The 21,086-nt window shown below is 64.4% G+C and carries 21 protein-coding genes; 12 read left to right on the forward strand and 9 right to left on the reverse strand.

Annotation, left to right across the window (positions count from 1 at the left end; translation table 11 throughout):
- Positions 1–72: 72 nt before the first annotated feature.
- Positions 73–1,098 (forward strand): phosphotransferase family protein, encoded by a 1,026-nt coding sequence (locus tag BH93_RS09870; protein WP_037177669.1) that lies wholly within the window; start codon positions 73–75, stop codon positions 1,096–1,098.
- A gap of 5 nt (positions 1,099–1,103) precedes the next feature.
- Here BH93_RS09870 and BH93_RS09875 read toward each other — a convergent pair whose 3' ends face one another.
- Complete coding sequence (locus BH93_RS09875; protein WP_037177671.1) at positions 1,104–1,577, reverse strand: acyl-CoA thioesterase; 474 nt, start codon at positions 1,575–1,577, stop codon at positions 1,104–1,106.
- Between the two features lie 10 nt (positions 1,578–1,587).
- On the reverse strand, positions 1,588–2,805 hold the full coding sequence (locus BH93_RS09880; protein WP_037177672.1) for a benzoate/H(+) symporter BenE family transporter: 1,218 nt from the start codon (positions 2,803–2,805) through the stop codon (positions 1,588–1,590).
- Between the two features lie 179 nt (positions 2,806–2,984).
- Here BH93_RS09880 and BH93_RS09885 point away from each other — a divergent pair, with 179 nt between their 5' ends.
- Positions 2,985–3,731, forward strand: a complete 747-nt coding sequence (locus BH93_RS09885; RefSeq protein WP_037178024.1) for a GntR family transcriptional regulator — start codon at positions 2,985–2,987, stop codon at positions 3,729–3,731.
- A gap of 2 nt (positions 3,732–3,733) precedes the next feature.
- On the opposite strand, the gene BH93_RS09890 is transcribed toward BH93_RS09885, so the two are convergent.
- Together BH93_RS09890 and BH93_RS09895 are read right to left on the reverse strand one after the other, a co-directional pair.
- The gene (locus tag BH93_RS09890; RefSeq protein ID WP_032378915.1) at positions 3,734–4,198 is read right to left on the reverse strand and encodes a PTS sugar transporter subunit IIA; all 465 of its coding nucleotides are present in this window, start codon (positions 4,196–4,198) and stop codon (positions 3,734–3,736) included.
- Entirely contained in the window at positions 4,195–4,425 is a 231-nt protein-coding gene (locus BH93_RS09895) for a glucose PTS transporter subunit EIIB (RefSeq protein ID WP_032378914.1), read from the reverse strand. The genes BH93_RS09890 and BH93_RS09895 overlap by 4 nt, the downstream gene beginning before the upstream one ends.
- Before the next feature lie 178 nt (positions 4,426–4,603).
- Between BH93_RS09895 and BH93_RS09900 the strand changes: the two genes are divergently transcribed.
- The 3 genes from BH93_RS09900 to nagB are packed head-to-tail and all read left to right on the forward strand — an operon-like array spanning position 4,604 to position 7,818.
- Positions 4,604–5,851 carry a PTS transporter subunit EIIC gene (locus tag BH93_RS09900; protein ID WP_052065898.1) on the forward strand — a complete coding sequence of 416 codons (1,248 nt, stop codon included), beginning with the start codon at positions 4,604–4,606 and terminating at the stop codon, positions 5,849–5,851.
- Positions 5,848–7,029, forward strand: a complete 1,182-nt coding sequence (locus tag BH93_RS09905; RefSeq protein ID WP_037177674.1) for an N-acetylglucosamine-6-phosphate deacetylase — start codon at positions 5,848–5,850, stop codon at positions 7,027–7,029. Before BH93_RS09900 ends, BH93_RS09905 begins: the two co-directional genes overlap by 4 nt.
- Entirely contained in the window at positions 7,030–7,818 is a 789-nt protein-coding gene (gene nagB / locus BH93_RS09910) for a glucosamine-6-phosphate deaminase (RefSeq protein ID WP_037177676.1), read from the forward strand.
- A gap of 18 nt (positions 7,819–7,836) precedes the next feature.
- On the opposite strand, the gene BH93_RS09915 is transcribed toward nagB, so the two are convergent.
- The 3 genes from BH93_RS09915 to BH93_RS09925 form a co-directional block, all read right to left on the reverse strand.
- Positions 7,837–8,664, reverse strand: a complete 828-nt coding sequence (locus tag BH93_RS09915) for a shikimate 5-dehydrogenase (protein ID WP_037177678.1) — start codon at positions 8,662–8,664, stop codon at positions 7,837–7,839.
- Between the two features lie 10 nt (positions 8,665–8,674).
- The gene (locus BH93_RS09920) at positions 8,675–9,397 is read right to left on the reverse strand and encodes an HNH endonuclease family protein (protein ID WP_037177681.1); all 723 of its coding nucleotides are present in this window, start codon (positions 9,395–9,397) and stop codon (positions 8,675–8,677) included.
- Positions 9,398–9,493: 96 nt separating this feature from the next.
- A complete protein-coding gene (locus BH93_RS09925; protein ID WP_037177683.1) occupies positions 9,494–10,399 on the reverse strand; it encodes an NADP-dependent oxidoreductase in 906 nt (301 codons plus the stop codon).
- A gap of 103 nt (positions 10,400–10,502) precedes the next feature.
- Between BH93_RS09925 and BH93_RS09930 the strand changes: the two genes are divergently transcribed.
- The 7 genes from BH93_RS09930 (at position 10,503) to BH93_RS09960 (ending at position 19,573) form a co-directional block, all read left to right on the forward strand.
- Positions 10,503–13,355: a DEAD/DEAH box helicase gene (locus BH93_RS09930; RefSeq protein ID WP_037177686.1), complete on the forward strand. Its 2,853-nt coding sequence runs from the start codon at positions 10,503–10,505 to the stop codon at positions 13,353–13,355.
- Entirely contained in the window at positions 13,355–14,107 is a 753-nt protein-coding gene (locus BH93_RS09935; RefSeq protein WP_032378907.1) for an SWIM zinc finger family protein, read from the forward strand. The genes BH93_RS09930 and BH93_RS09935 overlap by 1 nt, the downstream gene beginning before the upstream one ends.
- 78 nt (positions 14,108–14,185) lie before the next feature.
- The gene (locus BH93_RS09940) at positions 14,186–15,694 is read left to right on the forward strand and encodes a CoA-acylating methylmalonate-semialdehyde dehydrogenase (protein ID WP_032402882.1); all 1,509 of its coding nucleotides are present in this window, start codon (positions 14,186–14,188) and stop codon (positions 15,692–15,694) included.
- Between the two features lie 6 nt (positions 15,695–15,700).
- A complete protein-coding gene (locus BH93_RS09945; protein WP_037177688.1) occupies positions 15,701–16,840 on the forward strand; it encodes an isobutyryl-CoA dehydrogenase in 1,140 nt (379 codons plus the stop codon).
- Positions 16,837–17,895 carry an enoyl-CoA hydratase/isomerase family protein gene (locus BH93_RS09950; RefSeq protein ID WP_037177691.1) on the forward strand — a complete coding sequence of 353 codons (1,059 nt, stop codon included), beginning with the start codon at positions 16,837–16,839 and terminating at the stop codon, positions 17,893–17,895. The genes BH93_RS09945 and BH93_RS09950 overlap by 4 nt, the downstream gene beginning before the upstream one ends.
- The gene (mmsB, locus tag BH93_RS09955; protein WP_032402879.1) at positions 17,892–18,800 is read left to right on the forward strand and encodes a 3-hydroxyisobutyrate dehydrogenase; all 909 of its coding nucleotides are present in this window, start codon (positions 17,892–17,894) and stop codon (positions 18,798–18,800) included. The genes BH93_RS09950 and mmsB overlap by 4 nt, the downstream gene beginning before the upstream one ends.
- Positions 18,797–19,573 carry an enoyl-CoA hydratase gene (locus tag BH93_RS09960; protein WP_037177694.1) on the forward strand — a complete coding sequence of 259 codons (777 nt, stop codon included), beginning with the start codon at positions 18,797–18,799 and terminating at the stop codon, positions 19,571–19,573. Before mmsB ends, BH93_RS09960 begins: the two co-directional genes overlap by 4 nt.
- A 44-nt stretch (positions 19,574–19,617) precedes the next feature.
- Here the strand turns inward: BH93_RS09960 and BH93_RS09965 are convergent, their stop codons facing one another.
- Positions 19,618–20,442, reverse strand: a complete 825-nt coding sequence (locus BH93_RS09965) for a hypothetical protein (protein WP_037177697.1) — start codon at positions 20,440–20,442, stop codon at positions 19,618–19,620.
- A 95-nt stretch (positions 20,443–20,537) separates the two neighbouring features.
- Positions 20,538–21,077, reverse strand: a complete 540-nt coding sequence (locus tag BH93_RS09970) for a MarR family winged helix-turn-helix transcriptional regulator (RefSeq protein ID WP_032378900.1) — start codon at positions 21,075–21,077, stop codon at positions 20,538–20,540.
- Positions 21,078–21,086: the final 9 nt, after the last annotated feature.

Raw genomic sequence — 21,086 nt, forward strand, 5'->3', positions numbered from 1 at the left:
CTTCGCTACGATCATCCGATTGGATGACGGCAGTCGACGATCTTTCGTCGCGCAGCGAAATGAGGGCACTGGATGGGCGCAGTGGGACTGGACGAAGATGCGGTGTCGACCTGGATCGCAGGATTGGGAATCGGCGCTACGTCCCCTCTGACCTATCGTCGAATCGGAAACGGGCAGTCGAATCTCACGTTCGAGGTGCGTGACGCGGGAGGGTCCGCCTGGGTTCTTCGTCGGCCTCCGCTCGGACACCTGCTGGCCTCGGCGCACGATGTGGTGCGCGAACATCGAATTCTTTCGGGTTTGCAGAACACTGCGGTGCCGGTTCCGAAAATGATTGCGGTGACCGAGGATTCGTCGTTCTCCGATGTTCCTCTGGTGCTGATGAGCTTCGTGGACGGTGTTGTGGTCGATTCGGTCGCGGTGGCCGAGCAACTCGACATCGACCACCGTCGCCGAGTCGGGCTCGGGCTGACCGTCGCGCTCGCCGATATTCACCGCGTCGATCTCGAGTCGTCAGGTCTGGCCGACCTGGCAAGCCACAAGCCCTACGCCGCTCGTCAACTCGCCCGATGGACCAAGCAATGGGAGTCCTCGCGCACCAGGGGCGTACCTGGCATCGATTCTCTCGCGGCCCGACTCGCAGCCGGCATTCCGCAGCAGCACGAAGTGACTTTGGTGCACGGAGATTTCCACCTCAGCAACGTCATCACCGCCCGCGACGACGGTCGAGTCGCTGCGGTCGTCGACTGGGAACTGTGCACACTCGGGGATCCGCTGGCCGACCTCGGCGGACTGCTGGCCTACTGGCCGCAAGCCGACGACGGGGTCGCGGGCCCGTTCATGGCGTCGACTCTGCCCGGATTCCCCACCAGGGCCGAGCTCGTCGAGTCGTACGCTCAGAACACGGGGCGCGATGTCTCCGACGTCGGATTCTGGCAGGTGTTGGCGCTGTGGAAGCTCGCGATCATCGCCGAAGGCGTCATGCGACGAATGGAAGCGGACTCACGAAACAGAGCGATCGCGGGCGGGCCCACCACGACTCTCATCGACGACATCGTCACCCGTGCGGTGAACACCGCCGACGAGATCGGCCTGTAGGACCGTCAGCTCGTCGAGGTTCCGATCACCAGAGTGCGTGCTGCGCTTTCGATCTCGGGTGGGATCGCGACAGGTCTGCGCGTGACGCCGTCGACGTAGACGTGCACGAAACGACCCCGGGCTGCCAGTTCCAGCGCATCGTCTTCGGCTTCCCGGAACAGCGCGAGCGAATACACGATGCTGCGGGTACCCAACTTCTCGACGGCCAGGCCGACCTGAAGGCGATCCGGAAAACTCAACTCGGACAGGTAACGACACGACGTTTCCGCCACCACGCCGATCGCCGGGAGTTCTCGAATGTCCACACCCGTCGTCTCCATCAACCAGCCGTTGACGGCAGTATCGAAATACGCGTAGTAGGTGACGTTGTTGACGTGGCCGTAATGGTCGTTGTCGTCCCACCGCGTCGGCACCGGCCACAATGCCGGAAAATCCGACGCACGAGACAACTCCGCACTTTCGTTCACCTGATCCGCCATGAACGAGACACTAGCCAGTCTCCTCGGGCGCAGTAGCGATCGGGGACTGCCGCCGCAGGATCGCCCGCACGACGAGCCCGACGACCAAGGCCCAGAAGGCGGACCCGATTCCTGCGAACGTCAGGCCGGATGCGGCGACGAGGAACGTCAGAACGGTCGCTTCGCGGTCCGCCGCATGTTCGAGCGCCCCGAACAGGGACGCCGCGAGTGTCCCCAGCAGCGCAAGTCCGGCAACGGTTTCCACCACTCCGGCAGGTGCTGCGGCCACCAGAGTAGCCAGAGCCGTGGCCAGCAGCGCGAGCACCAGATACGAGCAACCGACGGAGAACGCCGCGATCCATCGCCGCTTCGGATCCGGATGTGCGCCGGGATTGGCCGACAGCGCCGCACTGATCGCGGCGAGATTGATCGTGTGGCCGCCGGCGAATGCACCCAGGGCGGTGCCGGTGCCGGTGACCGTCATCGACGCACGCCACGGGATTCGGAATCCGAACGACGCCATGACCGTGGTGCCAGGAATGTTCTGCGACGCCATTGTGACGATGTACAGCGGCACCGCGATCCCTATCGTGGCCTGCCAGGTCCAGTGCGGAACCGTCCAGTCGATTCCGGGAACGAGATCGGACGCCGCGATCGAGGTGCCGCTGCCGATCAAGTCTGCGGCGATGACAGCGGCCGCTGCAACGAACGCTGCGGGCACTGCCCAGCGGGTGCTGAATCGGAGAACGACGAGCCAGACGACCGCCACCGGCGCTATCAGCGCGGGGGAGTCGGCGAACGCGGCCACCGGTGCCGAGCACAGGGGTAGAAGAACCCCGGCCAACATTGCTTGGGCAAGAGGTACTGGAATTCTCGAGACCAGCGCACCCAGTCTGGGCCACAGGTCCGTCAGGACGATCAGAATCCCGACCGTGACGAACGCGCCGACGGCGGCGGGCCACCCTCCCGCCACGACGCCGGTTCCGGCCAGCAGCGCCGCACCGGGCGTCGACCACGCCAAGGTGATGGGCTGTCGGTATCTGCGGGCCAGCCACATCATGCCCAGTGCCTGCGTCACGCACAGCGCCGACAATCCGGACGCCGCCTCTGCCGGGGTGGCACCGACCGCACGCAGGCCGGTCAGCACGACGGCGAAGGAGCTCGTGAAGCCCACCAGTGAGGCCACGATTCCGGCACTGATGGGAGTCGAGAGTGGAGTCGGTCCGTAGGCGGAATCGGCAGCGGTCACGAGTGTCGATCATGCACGGTGGGCCGCGGTCTGTCGCATCCTTTCCCAGCGGACGAAGGCCGCGATGTTCCTCGGGTAGCGGAATGCTGTCGAGGTGGTACCGACGTCGCGTAGTCTTCGGTTGGACCGGACCAGTCCGTACCGCTGGCTCGGCGATTGACCGAAAGGCCGGCGCAGTGGTGATGCCCGTACATCTGAGGGACAGTCAGGTCCCGAAACACGAACAGTTGCGCGCAATTCTGTTGCACCGCTGCACCAAGGAGCTTCAGCCGGGCGACTTGATGCCGAGCGAACGCAAGCTGATGGAGGACTACGGCGTCAGCCGTATCACCGTCAGGGAAGCGATCGGGCAACTCGTCAACGATGGCCATCTGGTGCGCGTGCGTGGCAAAGGCACGTTCGTGGCCAGCCGGACCGTGCAATCTCGTCTGCATCTGGCGTCGTTCTCGGAGGAGATGCGCGCGCAGGGACTGACACCGACGACGGTTGTGCTCTTTGCGCGACTCGAAAACCCCTCGGCGGCAACCGTTCGTGCCCTCGGCCTGGCCGTCGGGGAGCAGACCTACCACGTCAAGCGCCTTCGATTGGCCGACGCGGAGCCGGTGAGCGTCGACGACGGATGGTTTCGTGCGGCTTTGCTTCCCGGCCTGATCGAACACGATCTGAGCAGGTCCGTGTACGAGGCCGTGCACACCTACTACGGCTTGACCATCGACCGGGCCGAACCGACCGTCAAAGCGACCGCGGCCGACAGTGATACGGCGACCCTGCTGGGCACCAAGCGTGGTGCGCCGGTGCTGTATTTCGACCGAGTCTCCTTCAGCGGTGACGAGCCCCTCGAACACACGGAAAGCTGGTACCGATGCGATCGATACCAGCTGTCGATGGAGGTGGAAGGGCGGCGACGCACCACGCCGCGTCGGTGAGATCAGGGCAGCTCGAACAGGGGATCACCCGTCGCCACGTCGGTGCCGATGTGCGCGCTCGTGATCGAATCCGGTTTCGAGTCCATCAGGACGACGGGCACCACATCGGAGTAACCCGCTGCTGCGATCGCGGCAGGGTCGTAGGTGACGACGAGATCGCCCGCCTGCACTCGATCTCCCTCGGCTGCAACGAGATCGAAGCCTTCACCTTTCATCTTCACGGTGTCGATACCGATGTGCACCAGTACGCCCGCCTTGTCGTCGGTGAAGACGACGAACGCGTGCGGATGAAGCTTGAGTATCTTGCCCGCGACCGGAGAACGAACCTCGACGGGACCGTCGCTCGCGGCCGGCCGCAGTGCAACACCGGAACCCACCATCTGCGCGGAGAACACCGGATCGGGCACCTCGCCAAGCGAGATCACTTGGCCGGCAACAGGGCTGAGGATCAGGGTGGCGTCGTTCACAGAATGTCTTCGATATCTTCTGCGAGCGTATCCGCTTCGGGGCCGACGATGACCTGAACGGCAGTGCCCTTGTGGAACACCCCGTGGGCACCCGCCGCTTTGAGTGCAGCCTCGTCGACCAACGAGCCGTCCTTCACTTCGGTGCGAAGCCGGGTGATGCACGCTTCGATCTCGACGATGTTGTCAGCACCGCCGAGGCCCTTCACGATCGCGTCCGCCTTGGACATGTTCTGTTCCTACTCTCTTCTCGGCTGCGATCCTGTCGGTTGGATCACAAGTCTGGGTTGACACGAGCTTGCCACCTGGTCAAACTACAACTGGTAATGACCGGACAGTACCCCTGATGGCAGTCGGTCACAACAGCGAAATCCACCCTCACGGACCAGCCTCGAAGAGAAGGTCGCCATGACCCCGAAGAACACGGACTCGGTCGATACCGAGCCGAAGAAGGACTCCCGTTCATTGGCCGGGCTGCAACGGTTCGGTCGCAGTCTCATGCTTCCCATTGCCGTTCTGCCTGCTGCAGGAATCTTGCTGCGGCTCGGCCAAGACGACTTGCTGGGCAGATTCAGCGCGCTGGAGACCGCCGCCGCGGTCATCTCGGCCGCTGGTCAGGCTGTGTTCACCTGGCTTCCCTTGATCTTCGCCGTCGGTATCGCGATCGGCTGGGCCAAGAAGTCGGACGGCTCGACAGCGCTCGCTGCGGTCGTCGGATACATGGTGATGAACGGTGTCTTCACGGCGATGTCACCGGTGGTGCTCGACGGGAAGGTCGATGCCAACGGTGACCCGGCAGTGATCGATTACGGTGTTCTCGCGGGCATCGTCATCGGTCTGCTCTCGGCAATCCTCTGGCAGCGGTTCTACCGTCAGAAGTTGCCCGATTATCTCGGCTTCTTCAGCGGCCGCCGGCTTGTGCCGATCCTGACAGCGATCACCGGTCTTGTTGTCGCCGTTGTCATGTCGTTCGTCTACCCGCTCTTCTACAGTGCGCTCAACTGGGTCGGCAATACCGTCGCCGACCACAGTGTGGTGGGCAGCGGCATCTACGGTTTCGCCAACCGCATGCTGATTCCGACCGGACTGCACCACATTCTGAATTCCGTGGTCTGGTTCCTCGTCGGCGACTACCAGGATGCGAGCGGGCAGCTGGTGCGCGGCGACCTCAACCGGTTCTTCGCCGGCGACCCCTCCGCTGGAGTGTTCATGACCGGATTCTTCCCGATCATGATGTTCGCACTTCCCGCTGCGGCATTCGCGATCTACCGCAATGCCAAGCCGTCGCAGAAGAAGATCGTCGGTGGAATCATGTTGTCCACCGGCCTGACTGCCTTCGTCACCGGAATCACCGAGCCGCTCGAGTACTCGTTCATGTTCGTCGCCTGGCCGCTCTACATCATTCACGCAGTCCTGACCGGAACCTCGATGGCGCTGACCAATGCCCTCGGAATACACGACGGATTCTTCTTCTCCGCCGGTGGCATCGACTACCTGCTGAACTACGGAATCGCCACCAAGGCATGGCTACTGATCCCCATCGGTCTCGTGTACGCGGTGATCTACTACTTCCTGTTCAGCTTCGTCATCAAGAAGTGGAACCTGCGCACTCCCGGCCGTGAGGACGATGTGGTGGCCGAACCGACACAGGCATGACCGAGCACTCCACGACGTTGCGAGGGCGGGTCGTCACCGGCGAGGAGGTGATCGAGGACGGTGTGGTCGCACTGGCGGGAGATCGGATCTCGTGGGTAGGACCGACCCGGCACTGGGCGGGAGATGCACTACCGCAATCCGATTCGACGATCCTGCCGGGTCTGGTCGATGTGCATTGCCACGGCGGTGCGGGGGCGTCGTTCCCCGATTCCGCAGCCGCCGATCTGATGACGGCGGTGCGGCATCACCGCTCCCGCGGCACCACGACGATGCTTGCCTCTCTGGTGTCGGCACCGCCCGAACGGCTGATCGGCCAGACGTCGCTGCTGGCCGATCTGTACGAATCCGGTGACATCGCCGGGGTGCACATCGAGGGTCCGTTTCTGTCGGTCGCCCGTTGCGGCGCACAGGATCCGGCCTCGCTCCGCTGCGGTGATCCGGGTCTGCTGGCGGACATCATCGGCGCGGGCAGAGGAGCGGTCCGGTCGATGACTCTCGCACCCGAGGTCGACGGGTTCGCGGCCGTTGCGGAGATGCTGAGAGAGAACGGCATCGTGCCGAGCATCGGACACACGGACGCTGACGCTCTCACCACCCGCAGGGGTATCGACACGCTGGGGAGCGGGCCCATCACGGCCACGCACCTGTTCAACGGAATGCCGACCTGGCACCACCGAGCACCGGGGCCGGTGAGTGAATGCTTGGCATCCGCTGCGCGCGGAGGCATGGTGCTCGAATTGATCGGAGACGGAGTGCATCTCGCCGACGAGACGGTGCGCACGGTGTTCGATCTCGTCGGTGGTGCGCAGATCGCGCTGGTGTCCGACGCGATGGCCGCCGCCGGTATGTCGGATGGCCGCTATCGACTCGGGCCACTGGACGTGACCGTCCATCACTCGGTCGCACGATTGTCTCGTGACACCGATCCCGAGACAGCACCGATCGCGGGTGGCACCGCGACGGTATTGGACCTGGTGCGCCGGGCCGTGCAGGACGCCGGTGTGTCGTTGGTCGAGGCAGTGCGGGCGGGGTCGTCGACACCGGCGGCGTTGATCGGTCTGGGTACGGATATCGGCCGGTTACAGCAGGGAATGCGAGCCGACGTGTTGGTGGTCGACGCGACATTCGAGCCGGTGCAGGTCATCAGGGGCGGAATCGCGATAGAGGAGGACAGCTAGATGGAGATAGTGATCCTCGACGGAGTGGACGCGGTGGATCGAACGGCCGCCGACATCGTCGAGCGCACAGTTCGGACAACCCACGTATCAACCCCCATATTGGGCCTGGCAACCGGATCGACGCCGGTGGGCACCTATCGCGAATTGGCGAGACGTCATCGCGACGAGGGACTGTCTTTCTCGCACTGTCGAGCGTTTCTGCTCGACGAGTACATCGGTCTCGCGAGAAGTGCCGAACAGTCGTACTTTTCGTTCATTCGCGAGAACTTCGTCGACCACGTCGATCTGGACGACGCCGCGGTGTTCTCGCCCGACGGCGAAGCGCACGACATCGCAGCGGAGGCGCAGCGGTACGACGCGGCGATTGCGGAGGCGGGCGGCATCGATGTTCAGATCCTGGGAATCGGGACAGACGGGCATATCGGCTTCAACGAGCCCGGGTCTTCGTTGCGGTCGAGGACCCGGGTGAAGACGCTGACCGAACAGACCCGTACCGACAATGCGCGCTTCTTCGACTCGCCCGAGGACGTGCCACATCACGTACTGACGCAGGGCCTCGGCACCATCGACGAAGCGCGTCACCTCGTCTTGATCGCGACGGGCGAGTCGAAGGCAGAAGCGGTGGCTGCGGCTGTCGAGGGGCCGTTGTCGGCACACTGCCCGGCGTCGGTGATTCAGTGGCACCCTCACGTGAGCGTGCTGGTGGACGACGCTGCGGCGTCGTCCCTGGCTCTGGCGGAGTACTACCGATACGCCTACGCCAACAAGCCTGGGTGGCAACACTTGTGAATCAACTGCGGGTGTGAATCAACTGCGGGCGAACTCCGATGCGCGGGCAATCTGCTCGTCCGACGGCCGAACCCCGGTGTAGAGAACGAATTGCTCCGCCGCTTGCAGGGCGACGACCTCGGCACCGGTGATCACGGGCTTGTTCGCCGCTCGTGCTGCCACGATCAGCGGCGTCTCCGACGGCATGGCGACCACGTCGAACACGGCCTGCGCCGCGCCGATCTGTTCGGCGGTGAACGGTGTGGAATCGGCTCCGGGACCCCCGGCCATGCCGAGCGGGGTGACGTTCACCAACAGATCTGCGGCCACTGCCTCGGCAGACCATTCGTAGCCGTAGGTCTCGGCAAGGGCCGGGCCGGTGCTCGCGTTACGGGCGACGACGGTGCCGCGGGTGAAACCCGAATCTCGTAGTGCTGCAACGACAGCCTTCGCCATGCCGCCGCTGCCGGTGACGGCCACGGAGAAATCGGGCGACACGGAATGGGTCGCCAACAGGTTCGCTACGGCCTGGTAGTCCGTGTTGTAAGCGTGCAGAACGCCGTCCTCGTTGACGATGGTGTTGACGGATTCGATGGCGCTCGCCGATTCGTGCATCACGTCGACCAGTTCGATGACATCTTCCTTGAACGGCATGGAGACGGCGCAGCCTCGAATACCAAGCGCGCGAACGCCACCCACGGCGGCGGCAAGATCGGTGGTGGTGAAGGCCTTGTAGACGAAGTTCAGGGCCAACTCGTCGTACAGATAATTGTGGAAGCGTGTTCCGAAGTTGCTCGGTCGGCCGGACAGAGACATGCAGAGCTGGGTCTCACGGTTGAGAAAGCTGCGCGACGGTGCCGTTGACATTGGCTCGACACTACTCTTGGCACGTCGACGCGACCGAAACCAGAGCACCCCGATCGGCCTCGGTGATCGGTAGCTCGTACTGCGCGGCCACCGTGAGGTACTTGCCCGCGTAGAAGCAGTGGTACGCCGGATTGGGCGGCATCCACTGCGACGGTGTCTTGTCGCTCTTGGTCTGGTTGTCGGCTCCGTTGACCGCCAGCAGATTGAAGGCGATGTCGTTGGCGAACCGAATGCGCTTGTCGGGCAACCACGTGTTCGCGCCCATGTCCCAGGCAGCCGACAGGGGATAGACGTGGTCGATCTGAATCTTCCCGGCGTCGGATTTGGTGAACTGTAACCGCTCACCGGAATACGGGTCTGCGAGCGAACCCGACAGGACCACGCAGTCGCGGGTGCCTGCGCGGAACTCGATCTCCGTCATCGACAGCGCCAGTACGTTGTCGCGAGTTCCGCAACCGTCGTGGCCGCCCGGCCCGTCGTAATCGTCGGTCCAGGCGGGTCCGAACACGCAGCCTTCGCCGCTCTTGCATCCACGCTCGTACCCGAGGGCGTCGGGCCGCGCGGCGACCACTCGAACCTGTTCCAGCAATTGCTCGATCTGCACCCGGGTGGGGCTGCCAGGTGCGGGCGCGGCCGGGGAGAAGCCGGGGATGACGGATCGGTCGCACGATCCGAAAGCCGCCATCACCACCGCGGCGACCACCAGCGCCGCCGCTACCCACAGTCTTCTCACACACGCCCCATCGTCGTTCTCCCGCAGTCGGCCTTCGCGGCAGCAGTGTGTCGGACGGTACCGACACACTTGCGGAATTCGGCTGCCAGGGCGAATTCAGCGGACTTCGACGACAACCTTGCCGGCCACGTGCCCGTTCTCGACCAGGGCGAGGGCCTCACCTGCGCGCTCGAGCGGGAACACATGGTCGACACGGGGGTTCAGCACGCCCGACGCGGTCAGGTCTGCCAGACGTGCGAACGCAGCGGTAGTGCGATCGCGATCGACTCCCGAACCACCCCATTCGGACGCCAGCACCGGGTCTGCGACGCTCACGATCGGTGTCCCCGACCCGACGGCGGTCGCCGCCGCACGCAACGTCTCTCCGCCGACGAGATCGACGATGGCGTGCACCGGCCGGGTTACCGCGACGGAGATGTCACTGCCGGATTCGACGAACCGGGCACCGAGGCTCTCGATCCATTCCCGTTTGCCCGCGCTCGCCACTGCCACGATGGCGATTCCGTCCGCCCGAGCGAGTTGCAGTACCGCCGAACCCACACCGCCACCCGCGCCCAGCACGAGAACGGTATCGCCGGCACTCGTGGCCAACTGGCGTAGCGCGTCGTACGCGGTTCCCGCCGCGACCGGCAGAGTGGCCGCCGCGGCCCAGGAGACCGTCTCGGGCTTGTGAGCCGTGCTCGACGCATTGAACACGGTGTACTGCGCGTAGCCGCCGTGTCCCGACGCGGTTGCCCCGAAGACGTGGTCGCCCACCGAAAAGTCGGTCACACCGGTGCCGACATCCACGACGGTGCCCGACGCTTCCCGCCCGAGCACTGCCGGCAGAGTGATCTGCACCGTGTCTTTGCGGGTGCCCTTCCGCACCTTCCAATCCGCGGGATTCACCCCGGCCGCGTGCACCGCGACGAGAATCTGGCCCGGTCCGGGCTCGGCAACGGGTAACTCGAGGAGGGACTCGGTTTCGGGTCCGCCGTATTCGCTGAAGCCGTACGCGATCATGTGACCACTGTGCCCTATTCTCGAACCGATCGGCACCGCGTCGAGCAGCCTCGTCGGCCTGCCTCACCGAGGTGATGTCGGTGCGTCCTGGTTGGATGGACCGATGTTGCACGGTCTGTGGTCTCCCGGTGCCGGGCTGATGCTGTGGGACGACGAGATCACCACCGGCGACGAACCCGACCTGCCCTCGGCTCATGCGCAGGTACTCACCCGCACGTTTCGGCATCGTGCTGCGGTGTCGTTTCCGACCCCTGGACACACTGCGATCGCCGAAGCTCCGGTGCAGATTCCGGCCGTCGCGCTCGCGCCGCACGACGCGGCAGACCTGCTGCTGCGAACGCCATCCCACCACGCGCTGATCTCCGGGGACTTACGTTTTCTGGCGCACGTCACCCGTGGAATCGAACGTTGGGTCCGCGGTGGGCGGGTCGTTCCTGCGCTCAAATTGATCGACGGGCAGTGGTGGCCACGGTGGCGTCTGGTCGGCGGTGAGCGTCAGCGAGCCTGGCTCAGCGAACTCGCCGTGTCGATGCCGTCGGTGCAGCGAGCGAACGAGCGACCCAGGAAGATTCTCGACGACATGGTCGACGAGCTCACCGATCCGATCGTCAGATCGCTTCTGGGCAGACCCGACTCGGAACATCCGCTGCTGTCCGCTCTGATTCGGGACGACCCGTACAGCGATGGCACTCAACAGATCTCGACCCTGTTGGAGAAGTGGCGGGCAAGCCTGACCGTAGACGAACCGTCCCTGGTGTTGCGCCTGCTCGAACCCGATGACGACGAGGTCGACGGCCCCGAAGTCGCTGTGGCCCATGGCATCGTCGACGAGTCGGCGGAATCGATGTGGACCCTGCAGGTGTGTTTGCGGGCAGACGGCGAAGCGCCGCGTCCGGTGCCGATGAGCCGCAAGGTCGATGCCACGTTGCTGTCGATCGCCGTGCGCAAACTCGGTGACGCAGTCGCCGCGTACCCGAGGCTGCGTGATCTGCCCTCGCAGGAAGGCACCCTGGATCTGCTGCTCCCCACCTCGGTCGTCATCGATCTGGTCGAACACGGTGCGACGGCGCTGCAGGCCACGGGAACGACGGTGTTGCTCCCGCGTGCATGGACCCGGCTGGACCCGTCGATGAGGTTGCGCGTCGAGTCACCGGCGGTGACCAAAGCGGCTGCTGATCGCGCGGTCGGCATGGACGAGTTGGTCTCCTACGACTGGCAGCTCCAACTGGGCGACATGGTGCTCACCGAAGCGGAAATGAACAGACTCGCCGTGTCCAAGGGCGATCTCGTTCGGCTTCGGGGTCAGTGGGTGTTGGCCGACGGCGGTCAGCTCGCACGGGCCGCGAAGTACGTCGCAGAGCATCACGGCGACGGAACCGCGTTGAGCACGCTGATGCGCGAGATGACCCTGGCCGATCCACCACCGGCCCCGGTCCAGGACATCCGCGCCACCGGCTGGGCGGCCACGCTGCTCGAGCCCGGCGCGGTACCGGAGAAAATCCCCGTGCCCGATGGCGTGAACGCAGTGCTCCGGCCCTACCAGCAGCGAGGACTCGACTGGCTCGCATTCATGAGTCGGCTCGGTCTCGGAGCGGTACTCGCCGACGACATGGGTCTGGGCAAAACATTGCAAGTGCTCACACTCCTTGCCCACGAACAACATCCGAAGCCGACACTGCTGGTGGCTCCGATGTCGGTGGTCGGCAACTGGCAACGTGAGGCTGCGAAGTTCACGCCTGCACTGCGGGTCCTCGTGCACCACGGCCCGGCTCGGTCGAAGGGCGACGAGCTCGACCGAGAGATCGCCCAGCACGACCTGATCGTCACCACCTATGCGCTGATGGCCAAGGACCGCGCGCAGCTCTCGGAACAGACGTGGCGGCGCGTGGTGCTCGACGAGGCGCAGCACATCAAGAACGCCGGCACCGTTCAAGCGAAAGCGGCGCTCGCCATCCCGGCGGAACACAAGTTGGCTCTCACCGGTACGCCCGTGGAGAACCGTCTCGACGAGCTCAGATCCATTCTCGATTTCGCCAATCCGGGAATGCTGGGAAGGCCGTCCGATTTCCGTAAGCGATTCTCGGTACCCATCGAGCGCGAGAACGACGAGAACGCCGTCTCACGTCTGCGGGCGATCACGTCGCCGTTCATTCTGCGACGCGTCAAGACCGATCCGACGGTCATCTCGGATCTGCCCGAGAAGAACGAGATGACAGTGCGCGCCAACCTCACCGCCGAGCAGGCTGCGCTGTACAAGGCGGTCGTCGACGAGATGATGGCGCAGATCTCCGATGCGAAGGGTATGAAACGCAAGGGCGCGGTGTTGTCCGCACTCACTCGACTCAAGCAGGTGTGCAATCACCCGGCCCATTTCCTGTCCGACGGCTCGTCGGTGCTCAAGAAAGGTCAGCACCGGTCCGGCAAGATCGGGCTGGTCGAGGACATGCTCGATTCGATTCTGGGCGACAACGAAAAGGTGTTGTTGTTCACGCAGTTCAGGGAGTTCGGCGAGCTCGTTGCGCCGTATTTCGCTGATCGTTTCGGAGCCGAAGTGCCGTTCCTGCACGGCGGAGTGAGCAAGACCAAGCGCGATGCGATGGTGGAAAGATTTCAGAGCGACGACGGCCCGCCGATCATGATGCTCTCACTCAAGGCGGGTGGTACCGGACTGAATCTCACAGCCGCCAATCATGTTGTGCACCTGGACCGTTGGTGGAATCCGGCGGTCGAGAACCAGGCGACAGACCGGGCCTTCCGCATCGGGCAGCGTAAGAACGTCGAGGTGCGCAAACTCTTGTGCGTCGGCACCGTGGAGGAACGAATCGACTCGATGCTCGTCTCGAAGCAGGGCCTGGCAGATCTGGCGGTGGGCACCGGGGAGAGCTGGGTGACCGAAATGGACACCGCGGAACTGCAGGAGCTGTTCCGGCTCAGCGAAGATGCGGTGGGTGAGTGATGGTCGACTTCTCGCAGTACGGCAAGCGTCGACAAGCAAAGGGCGGCATCGAGTCTCGGAACAAGCGAGGGGCCTTCGGGCAGACGTGGTGGGGTAGGCACTTCGTCGCTGCAATGGAGGACCTGGCCGATCCGGGTCGTATCGCGCGGGGGAGAACGTACGCGCGTCAGGGGCAGGTTCTCACTCTCGGCGTCGAACGTGGGCAGATCTACGGCGAGGTGCAGGGCAGCCAACTCGAGCCGTTCTCGGCCTCGGTCACCGTCGAACCGCTGACCTCCGGAGAGGTGGCCGCGCTAGTCGATCGGGTGCGATCGAATCCCGGGATGCTTGCCGAACTGGCGTCGAATGCCATTCCGCAGGCATTGGCTTCGATGTTGCTGCCACACGACAAGGGCCAGCTCGATTTCGATTGCACGTGCCCCGACGACGGGTGGCCGTGCAAGCACGCGGCGGCTCTGATGTACATCGCAGCCGAACACATCGACGCGTCCGCGGCCACCATCCTGACGCTGCGCGGAGTAGATCTCGACCAGCTGATCGAGGGCGTAGGCGACGGAGGCGACGAGTTCGATGCCGACGACTGGTTCGCTGATCGTGCGTCCTTCCCCGACCTTCCCCAGGTGACGTTCGCACCCGCGATGGACGACCTCGACCCGTTGATCCTGCGTCGAGTTTTCCGCGCCGACGGGTCCAACGAGGCGGAGGTCAGCCGAGCGTGCGCTGATCTGAGGCAGTTCTACGACCGAATGTGACGGAATCTGGACTTACGTGGACATCCGACTATAGGATGGGCGTACTTCAATTTCCAGGCTCGAGGACGGACTGATTCCATGGCTCGCGAACTCACACACTTCATCGGCGGCAAGCACGTAGCCGGAACCTCCGGAAAATTCGGGGATGTCTTCGATCCGAATACCGGCGAGGTGCAGGCTCGTGTCCCCCTCGCCGATGTGTCCGAGGTCGAGGCTGCCATCGCCGACGCCGAACAGGCCCAACGTGAGTGGGCAACGTGGAACCCGCAGCGACGCGCACGCGTGCTGATGAAATTCCTCGCATTGGTCACTCGCGACATGGATGAGCTCGCGCGTCTGTTGTCCTCCGAGCACGGCAAGACGATCGCCGATGCCAAGGGCGACATCCAGCGTGGCGTCGAGGTCGTCGAATTCGCCGTCGGCGTCCCACATCTGCTCAAGGGTGAGTACACCGAGGGGGCCGGTGGCGGCATCGACGTCTACTCGATGCGTCAGCCGCTCGGCGTCGTCGCAGGCATCACCCCGTTCAACTTCCCCGCGATGATTCCGCTGTGGAAGGCAGGCCCGGCCATCGCCTGCGGTAACGCGTTCATCCTCAAGCCCTCCGAGCGGGACCCGTCCGTGCCGCTCAAGCTCGCCGAGCTGTTCCTCGAGGCAGGACTCCCGCCGGGCGTGTTCAACGTCGTCAACGGCGGCAAGGATGCTGTCGACGTGCTGCTCACCGACGATCGGGTCAAGGCCATCGGTTTCGTCGGCTCGACCCCCATCGCCCAGTACATCTACGAGACCGCAGCCCAGCAGGGCAAGCGCGCACAGTGCTTCGGCGGAGCCAAGAACCACGCCCTGGTGATGCCCGATGCCGATCTCGACGAGGTGGCCGATGCACTGCTCGGAGCCGCGTACGGTTCGGCAGGCGAGCGCTGCATGGCGATTTCCGTCGCGGTCCCGGTCGGCGAGGAGACCGCAGATGCGCTCGTCGCCAAACTCACCGAGCGAGTGGCGAAGCTGAAGATCGGCCGCAGCGACGACGAGAACGCGGATTTCGGCCCGCTCGTGGGCAGCGATGCCTTGAAGCGAGTCAACGACTACACCCAGATCGGCGTGGACGAGGGTGCCGAACTGGTCGTGGACGGGCGCGGTTTCAGCCTGGCCGGACACGAGAACGGATTCTTCGCGGGCGCAACACTGTTCGACAAGGTGACCACCGACATGCGGATCTACAAGGAAGAGATCTTCGGACCCGTACTGATCGTCGTCCGCGCGAAGGACTACGAGGATGCGCTGCGCCTGCCCACCGAGCACGAGTACGGCAACGGCGTCTCGATCTTCACCCGCGACGGCGACACCGCTCGCGACTTCTGCTCCCGCGTCCAGGTCGGCATGGTCGGCGTCAACGTGCCGATTCCGGTGCCGATCGCGTACCACACGTTCGGTGGTTGGAAGCGTTCGGGATTCGGCGATCTGAACCAGCACGGACCGGACTCGATCCGCTTCTACACCAAGACCAAGACCGTCACCCAGCGTTGGCCGTCGGGCACCAAGGAAGCAGCTGCGCAGAATCACTTCGTCATTCCGAACATGGACTGATCGGCCATGTTCACGTTGAACGAGGACGAGCGTGCCATCAACGACACAGCTCGCGACTTCGCGGACGAGTTCCTCGCACCGAACGCCGTCGAGTGGGATCAGCAGAAGCATTTCCCGGTGGACGTTCTGCGTAAGGCCGCCGGACTCGGGATGGGTGGCATCTACATTCGCGAGGATGTGGGTGGATCGGGCTTGACCCGAGTCGACGCCGTACGAATTTTCGAGCAACTCGCCACCGGTGACCCGTCCATCGCGGCGTACATCTCCATCCACAACATGGTTGCGTGGATGGTCGACACCTACGGAAACGACGAGCAACGGCAGCGCTGGCTCCCGGGACTGTGCTCGATGGATCGATTGGGTAGTTACTGCCTCACCGAACCCGGCGCTGGATCCGATGCGGCAAAGCTCGGTACCAAAGCCGTCCGCGACGGTGACGAGTACGTGCTGGACGGCGTCAAGCAGTTCATCTCCGGCGCAGGCACTTCCGAGGTGTACGTCGTCATGGCCCGCACCGGAGAGCCGGGTCCCCGCGGCATCTCGGCGTTCATCGTGCCGAAGGACACTGCAGGACTGTCGTTCGGAGCGAACGAGAAGAAGATGGGGTGGAACGCTCAACCCACCCGCCAGGTGATCTTCGAGGGTGCCCGCGTTCCGGCCGAGAATCTGCTCGGCGGGGAGGGCGACGGATTTCGTATCGCGATGAACGGGCTCAACGGCGGACGCATCAACATCGCCGCGTGCTCGATCGGCGGCGCACAGTCCGCTCTCGACAAGGCCGTGGCCTACCTCGCCGACCGCAATGCATTCGGTGCCAGGTTGCTCGACTCGCAGGCCCTGCAGTTTCGGTTGGCGGATTTCAAGACCGAGCTCGAAGCCGCCAGAACCCTGCTGTGGCGAGCTGCGGACGGGTTGCAGAACGACGCAGCCGACAAGGTCGAAATGTGCGCGATGGCCAAGCGTTTCGGCACCGATACCGGATTCGAGGTCGCCAACGGCGCGCTGCAGCTGCTCGGCGGATACGGTTACCTCGCCGAGTACGGTGTCGAGAAAATCGTCCGCGACCTCCGGGTCCACCAGATTCTGGAAGGTACCAACGAGATCATGCGCGTCGTCGTTGCTCGTTCGATCGTGGGTGCGGCATGAGTGACGTTCTCCTCGAGGTGTCCGGCGGGATCGGTCGCATCACTCTCAATCGCCCGAAAGCCATCAACGCCCTCTCGCACGCGATGGTGCAACAGATCGCTCCGACGCTGGCGCAGTGGGCAACCGACGACACCGTCGACACCGTCCTGTTGACCGGTGCCGGTGAACGGGGGCTGTGCGCCGGTGGCGATATCGTCTCGATCTACCACGACGCCAAAGACGGCGGTAGCGGCAGTAAGGACTTCTGGCGCGACGAGTACGTGCTCAATGCCGCGATCGCCCGATTCCCGAAGCCCTTCGTCGCGATCATGGACGGCATCGTCATGGGCGGAGGAGTAGGACTGTCGGCGCACGCGAACACTCGCATCGTGACCGAGCGTTCCAAGATCGCGATGCCCGAAGTGGGCATCGGCTTCGTCCCCGATGTCGGTGGCACGTACCTGCTCTCGCGCGCACCCGGCGAGATCGGCACCCACTTCGCGCTCACCACGGCACGAATGAACGCGGCCGACGCCATCGCGGTTGGATTCGCCGACCATTACGTTCCGTCGGAGAACCTCGAGAAGTTCTACGCGGCTCTCGAATCCGTCAGCGTCGGCGAGGCCGTTGCGACGTTCAGCGAGCCTGCGCCGGAGTCTGCAATCGCCGCTCAACAGGACTGGATCGACGAATGCTATGCGGGCGACGATGTGCAAGGCATCGTCGACGCCCTGGCCGCCAGCCCGGTACCGGAGGCGCAGCAGGCAAGCAAGGACATCGCGTCCAAGTCGCCGGTGTCGCTCGCGGTGACACTGCGGTCTCTGCGTCGGGCTGCGACGCTGCCCTCGCTCGAGGCCGTGCTGAACGAGGAGTACCGCGTGTCGGTCGCGTCGCTGAGCAGTCACGATCTGGTGGAGGGCATCCGTGCGCAGGTAGTCGAGAAGGATCGCAATCCGCAGTGGCAGCCGGCCACATCGGCGGACGTCACAGCCGAGGACATAGACCGATACTTCGCGCCCCTGGGGGACGCCGAACTCGGCCTGGCCCGAGCACACACAGAAGGTGAGCAGTCATGAGCGAGAAAACGATCGGCTTCATCGGTCTCGGGCACATGGGCGGACCGATGGCCGCCAATCTGGCTGCGGCCGGCTACACCGTGCAAGGCTTCGACCTGGTGCCTGCGGCGCTCGAACAAGCAGCGAAAGACGGCGTCACTGTGGTGGAGTCGGCAGTCGCTGCGGTCGCAGATGCCGACATCGTCATCACGATGCTGCCCAACGGCAGGCTCGTCCTCGGGCTGTATGCCGACCTGCTGCCCGCGGCCGCACCGGGAACGTTGTTCATCGATTCCTCGACCATCGACGTCGCCGACGCCCACGCCGCGCACACGCTGGTGCGCGAGGCCGGTCATCGCAGTCTCGACGCGCCGGTGTCCGGCGGTGTCGGGGGAGCGGCCGCGGGAACGTTGACCTTCATGGTGGGCGGTTCGGAGGAAGACTTCTCCTCTGCCGCAGCAGTTCTCGACGTCATGGGCCGTAAAGTGGTGCACTGCGGCGCAGCGGGCAACGGCCAGGCCGCCAAGATCTGCAACAACATGATCCTCGGAGTGTCGATGATCGCGATCAGCGAGGCCTTCGTGCTGGGGGAGAAGCTCGGCCTGAGCAACCAGGCACTGTTCGACGTGGCGTCGACTGCGTCCGGTCAATGTTGGGCGCTCACCACCAACTGCCCGGTGCCCGGGCCTGTTCCGACGAGCCCGGCAAACAACGAGTACAAGCCCGGATTCGCTGCGGCGCTCATGGACAAGGACCTGGGTCTGGCTGCGAATGCACTGCGCGACAACGGGGTCGAGGGAGTGCTCGGCCTGCGCGCAGCCGAACTCTACGCGCGGTTCAAGGAAACGTCCGGCGGGGGAACCGACGTGGACTTCTCCGGCATCATCAACGACATCCGCGAACGCTCGAACGGAGCCGGCCAGTGACCGAGTACGAGACCATCCTGCTCGAGCGTCGAGGACGCGTCGGCATCATCACGCTCAACCGCCCGAAGGCGTTGAACGCGCTCAACTCCCAGTTGATGCGTGAGGTCGTCTCGGTGGTCGAGGAACTCGATGCAGACTCCGGGATCGGTGCCATTCTGATCACCGGATCCGAGCGAGCTTTCGCGGCCGGCGCCGACATCAAGGAGATGCAGCCGAAGTCGTACATGGACGTCTACCTCGACGACTTCTTCGCGGCGTGGGACCGATTGGCATCGGCGCGGACGCCGTTGATCGCGGCGGTGTCCGGCTATGCACTCGGCGGTGGATGCGAGCTCGCCATGCTGTGCGATGTGCTGATTGCTTCGGACACAGCGGTATTCGGGCAACCCGAGATCAAACTGGGCGTCATTCCGGGGATCGGCGGGTCACAGCGGTTGACGCGTGCGGTGGGCAAGGCCAAGGCCATGGAGATGTGTCTGACCGGTCGCAACATGAAGGTCGACGAAGCCGAGCGCGCGGGGCTGGTCTCGCGCATCGTGCCGGCCGCGGGCCTCCTCGACGACGCCATCGCGACCGCGACCACCATCGCCGAAATGTCGCTCCCGATCGCCATGATGGCAAAGGAAGCGGTGAACCGATCGTTCGAGTCGAGTTTGAGCGAAGGCGTTCTGTTCGAGCGCCGGGTGTTCCATTCTGCCTTCGCAACCGAGGACCAGAAGGAAGGCATGTCGGCTTTCATCGAGAAGCGCACGCCCAGTTTCCGGCACCGCTAGCTCATCTTCTGGGTCGTTCCGCAGGCTCCACTCCCAGGTCCGCCCTACCTGTCGGGAGACAGGAGGGCGGCACCGCGGGCCGACACCAATTCGGGCATCGACGGCACCAGGGTGGGCAGACCGGTCCGCAGCTCCAGCGACCGCGCAATCGAGGTGATGTTCGCGCCGCCGCCGACCACGACGATGGACTGCGGTCTGGCCCCGGACAATTGGATCGTCTGCTCGACGAGCATGCCCGCATACCGTACGGGGCCGGCAATCAGATCGTCGAAGTCGCGCCGCGTCAGCACGTGGCGCGCGGTTCCGGACGGATCCGCCGTGCTGACGACGGAGTCGACGCTCAGTTGCTCCTTGATGGATCGGCTGGCATCGATTCCGAGGCGAACCCCGTTGGCGGAGAGCAATCGACGAACCGAGTGATCGAGATCGTCTCCGCAGAACGTGGCGGTACGCCGCGTCATCAGGGTCCGGGACGACGCGAGATCGACGACGGTGACTGTGGTTCCGGTGCTACCGATGTCGCACAGGGCGGTGACCCCGTGGTTCGGTACCAGCCCGATGAAACGCAGATAGCGCACTTGCGCAGCGGTTTCCGGTACGAGTGACGCCGTGCGGGCGGTGCCGCGGGTTGCGACCGAGCCGGGATCGGTGGCCACCCGGTACGCGATGGCCGAGAACTGCACTGGCAGCGACATTGTCGCTGCGATGGAATGGATAGCGTCGACTCCGGTGGCGATCGTCGTGGCCAAGGGCTGGCCGGGCGCGCGGCGCACCGTTCTCGACACGATCGGTGTGCGATGTGGACTGTCCAGATACGTCAGAATTGCACGTGCACCGTGTGCACCCGCTCCGACCCCCAACACCAGCACCCGCCCCGCCCTTCGACAGATCCGCCTCGCCCTGCGCGCAGTGCCATTTCACCACGAACGGTACGGGTGTTCCATTTACTTGTGACGAGTCACGATCATTGTCGAAACGATGTGGTGATGTCATCACTGTCGAAATCGCCTGCATCCGAACGCAGTTCCGCAAGGATCCGGACCAGGGCCATCAGCTTGTCACGCGCGAGCCCGGGCTTGGCGAATACCAGCGTGTTCAGGCGCTCGGTGGCTTCGACCGCCAACGTGCGCCCCTGCTCGGTGATTTCGACCAAGGTGGTGCGTCGATCGCTGGGGTGGGGAATGCGGCGCACGTATCCGACGGATTCGAGGCGGTCCACCGCATTGGTCACACTGGTGGGGTGCACCTGCAGTCGAGCACTGGCTTTCGCCATCGGTAGCGCGCCGTTCTTGGTGAACGTCAACAACGTCAGCAGTTCGTACCGTGAAAAGGTCAGTCCCGTCGGCTTCAACGCTTCCTCGACCCGGGCCAGCATGATCTGCTGAGCGCGCATGAGCGAGGTGACAGCGGCCATACCGTCGGCGGCATCGGACCACCCGTGCTTGGTCCACTGACGGTGGGCCTCTGCAATGGGGTCGAGGGGAAGCGGCGAAGGTGCTGGCATACATACCAT

It is taken from the genome of Rhodococcoides fascians A25f (assembly GCF_000760935.2).
Lineage (GTDB): Bacteria > Actinomycetota > Actinomycetes > Mycobacteriales > Mycobacteriaceae > Rhodococcoides.

Excerpts from the sequence above, each read along its gene's own strand:
- BH93_RS09970 (WP_032378900.1), bottom strand. The coding sequence starts at position 21,077 with ATGCCAGCACCTTCGCCGCTTCCCCTCGACCCCATTGCAGAGGCCCAC.
- BH93_RS09940 (WP_032402882.1), top strand. The coding sequence starts at position 14,186 with ATGGCTCGCGAACTCACACACTTCATCGGCGGCAAGCACGTAGCCGGA.
- BH93_RS09915 (WP_037177678.1), bottom strand. The coding sequence starts at position 8,664 with ATGTCAACGGCACCGTCGCGCAGCTTTCTCAACCGTGAGACCCAGCTC.
- mmsB (WP_032402879.1), top strand. The coding sequence starts at position 17,892 with ATGAGCGAGAAAACGATCGGCTTCATCGGTCTCGGGCACATGGGCGGA.
- BH93_RS09950 (WP_037177691.1), top strand. The coding sequence starts at position 16,837 with ATGAGTGACGTTCTCCTCGAGGTGTCCGGCGGGATCGGTCGCATCACT.
- nagB (WP_037177676.1), top strand. The coding sequence starts at position 7,030 with ATGGAGATAGTGATCCTCGACGGAGTGGACGCGGTGGATCGAACGGCC.
- BH93_RS09875 (WP_037177671.1), bottom strand. The coding sequence starts at position 1,577 with ATGGCGGATCAGGTGAACGAAAGTGCGGAGTTGTCTCGTGCGTCGGAT.
- BH93_RS09900 (WP_052065898.1), top strand. The coding sequence starts at position 4,604 with ATGACCCCGAAGAACACGGACTCGGTCGATACCGAGCCGAAGAAGGAC.
- BH93_RS09925 (WP_037177683.1), bottom strand. The coding sequence starts at position 10,399 with ATGATCGCGTACGGCTTCAGCGAATACGGCGGACCCGAAACCGAGTCC.
- BH93_RS09905 (WP_037177674.1), top strand. The coding sequence starts at position 5,848 with ATGACCGAGCACTCCACGACGTTGCGAGGGCGGGTCGTCACCGGCGAG.
- BH93_RS09895 (WP_032378914.1), bottom strand. The coding sequence starts at position 4,425 with ATGTCCAAGGCGGACGCGATCGTGAAGGGCCTCGGCGGTGCTGACAAC.
- BH93_RS09930 (WP_037177686.1), top strand. The coding sequence starts at position 10,503 with ATGTTGCACGGTCTGTGGTCTCCCGGTGCCGGGCTGATGCTGTGGGAC.
- BH93_RS09870 (WP_037177669.1), top strand. The coding sequence starts at position 73 with ATGGGCGCAGTGGGACTGGACGAAGATGCGGTGTCGACCTGGATCGCA.
- BH93_RS09945 (WP_037177688.1), top strand. The coding sequence starts at position 15,701 with ATGTTCACGTTGAACGAGGACGAGCGTGCCATCAACGACACAGCTCGC.
- BH93_RS09935 (WP_032378907.1), top strand. The coding sequence starts at position 13,355 with ATGGTCGACTTCTCGCAGTACGGCAAGCGTCGACAAGCAAAGGGCGGC.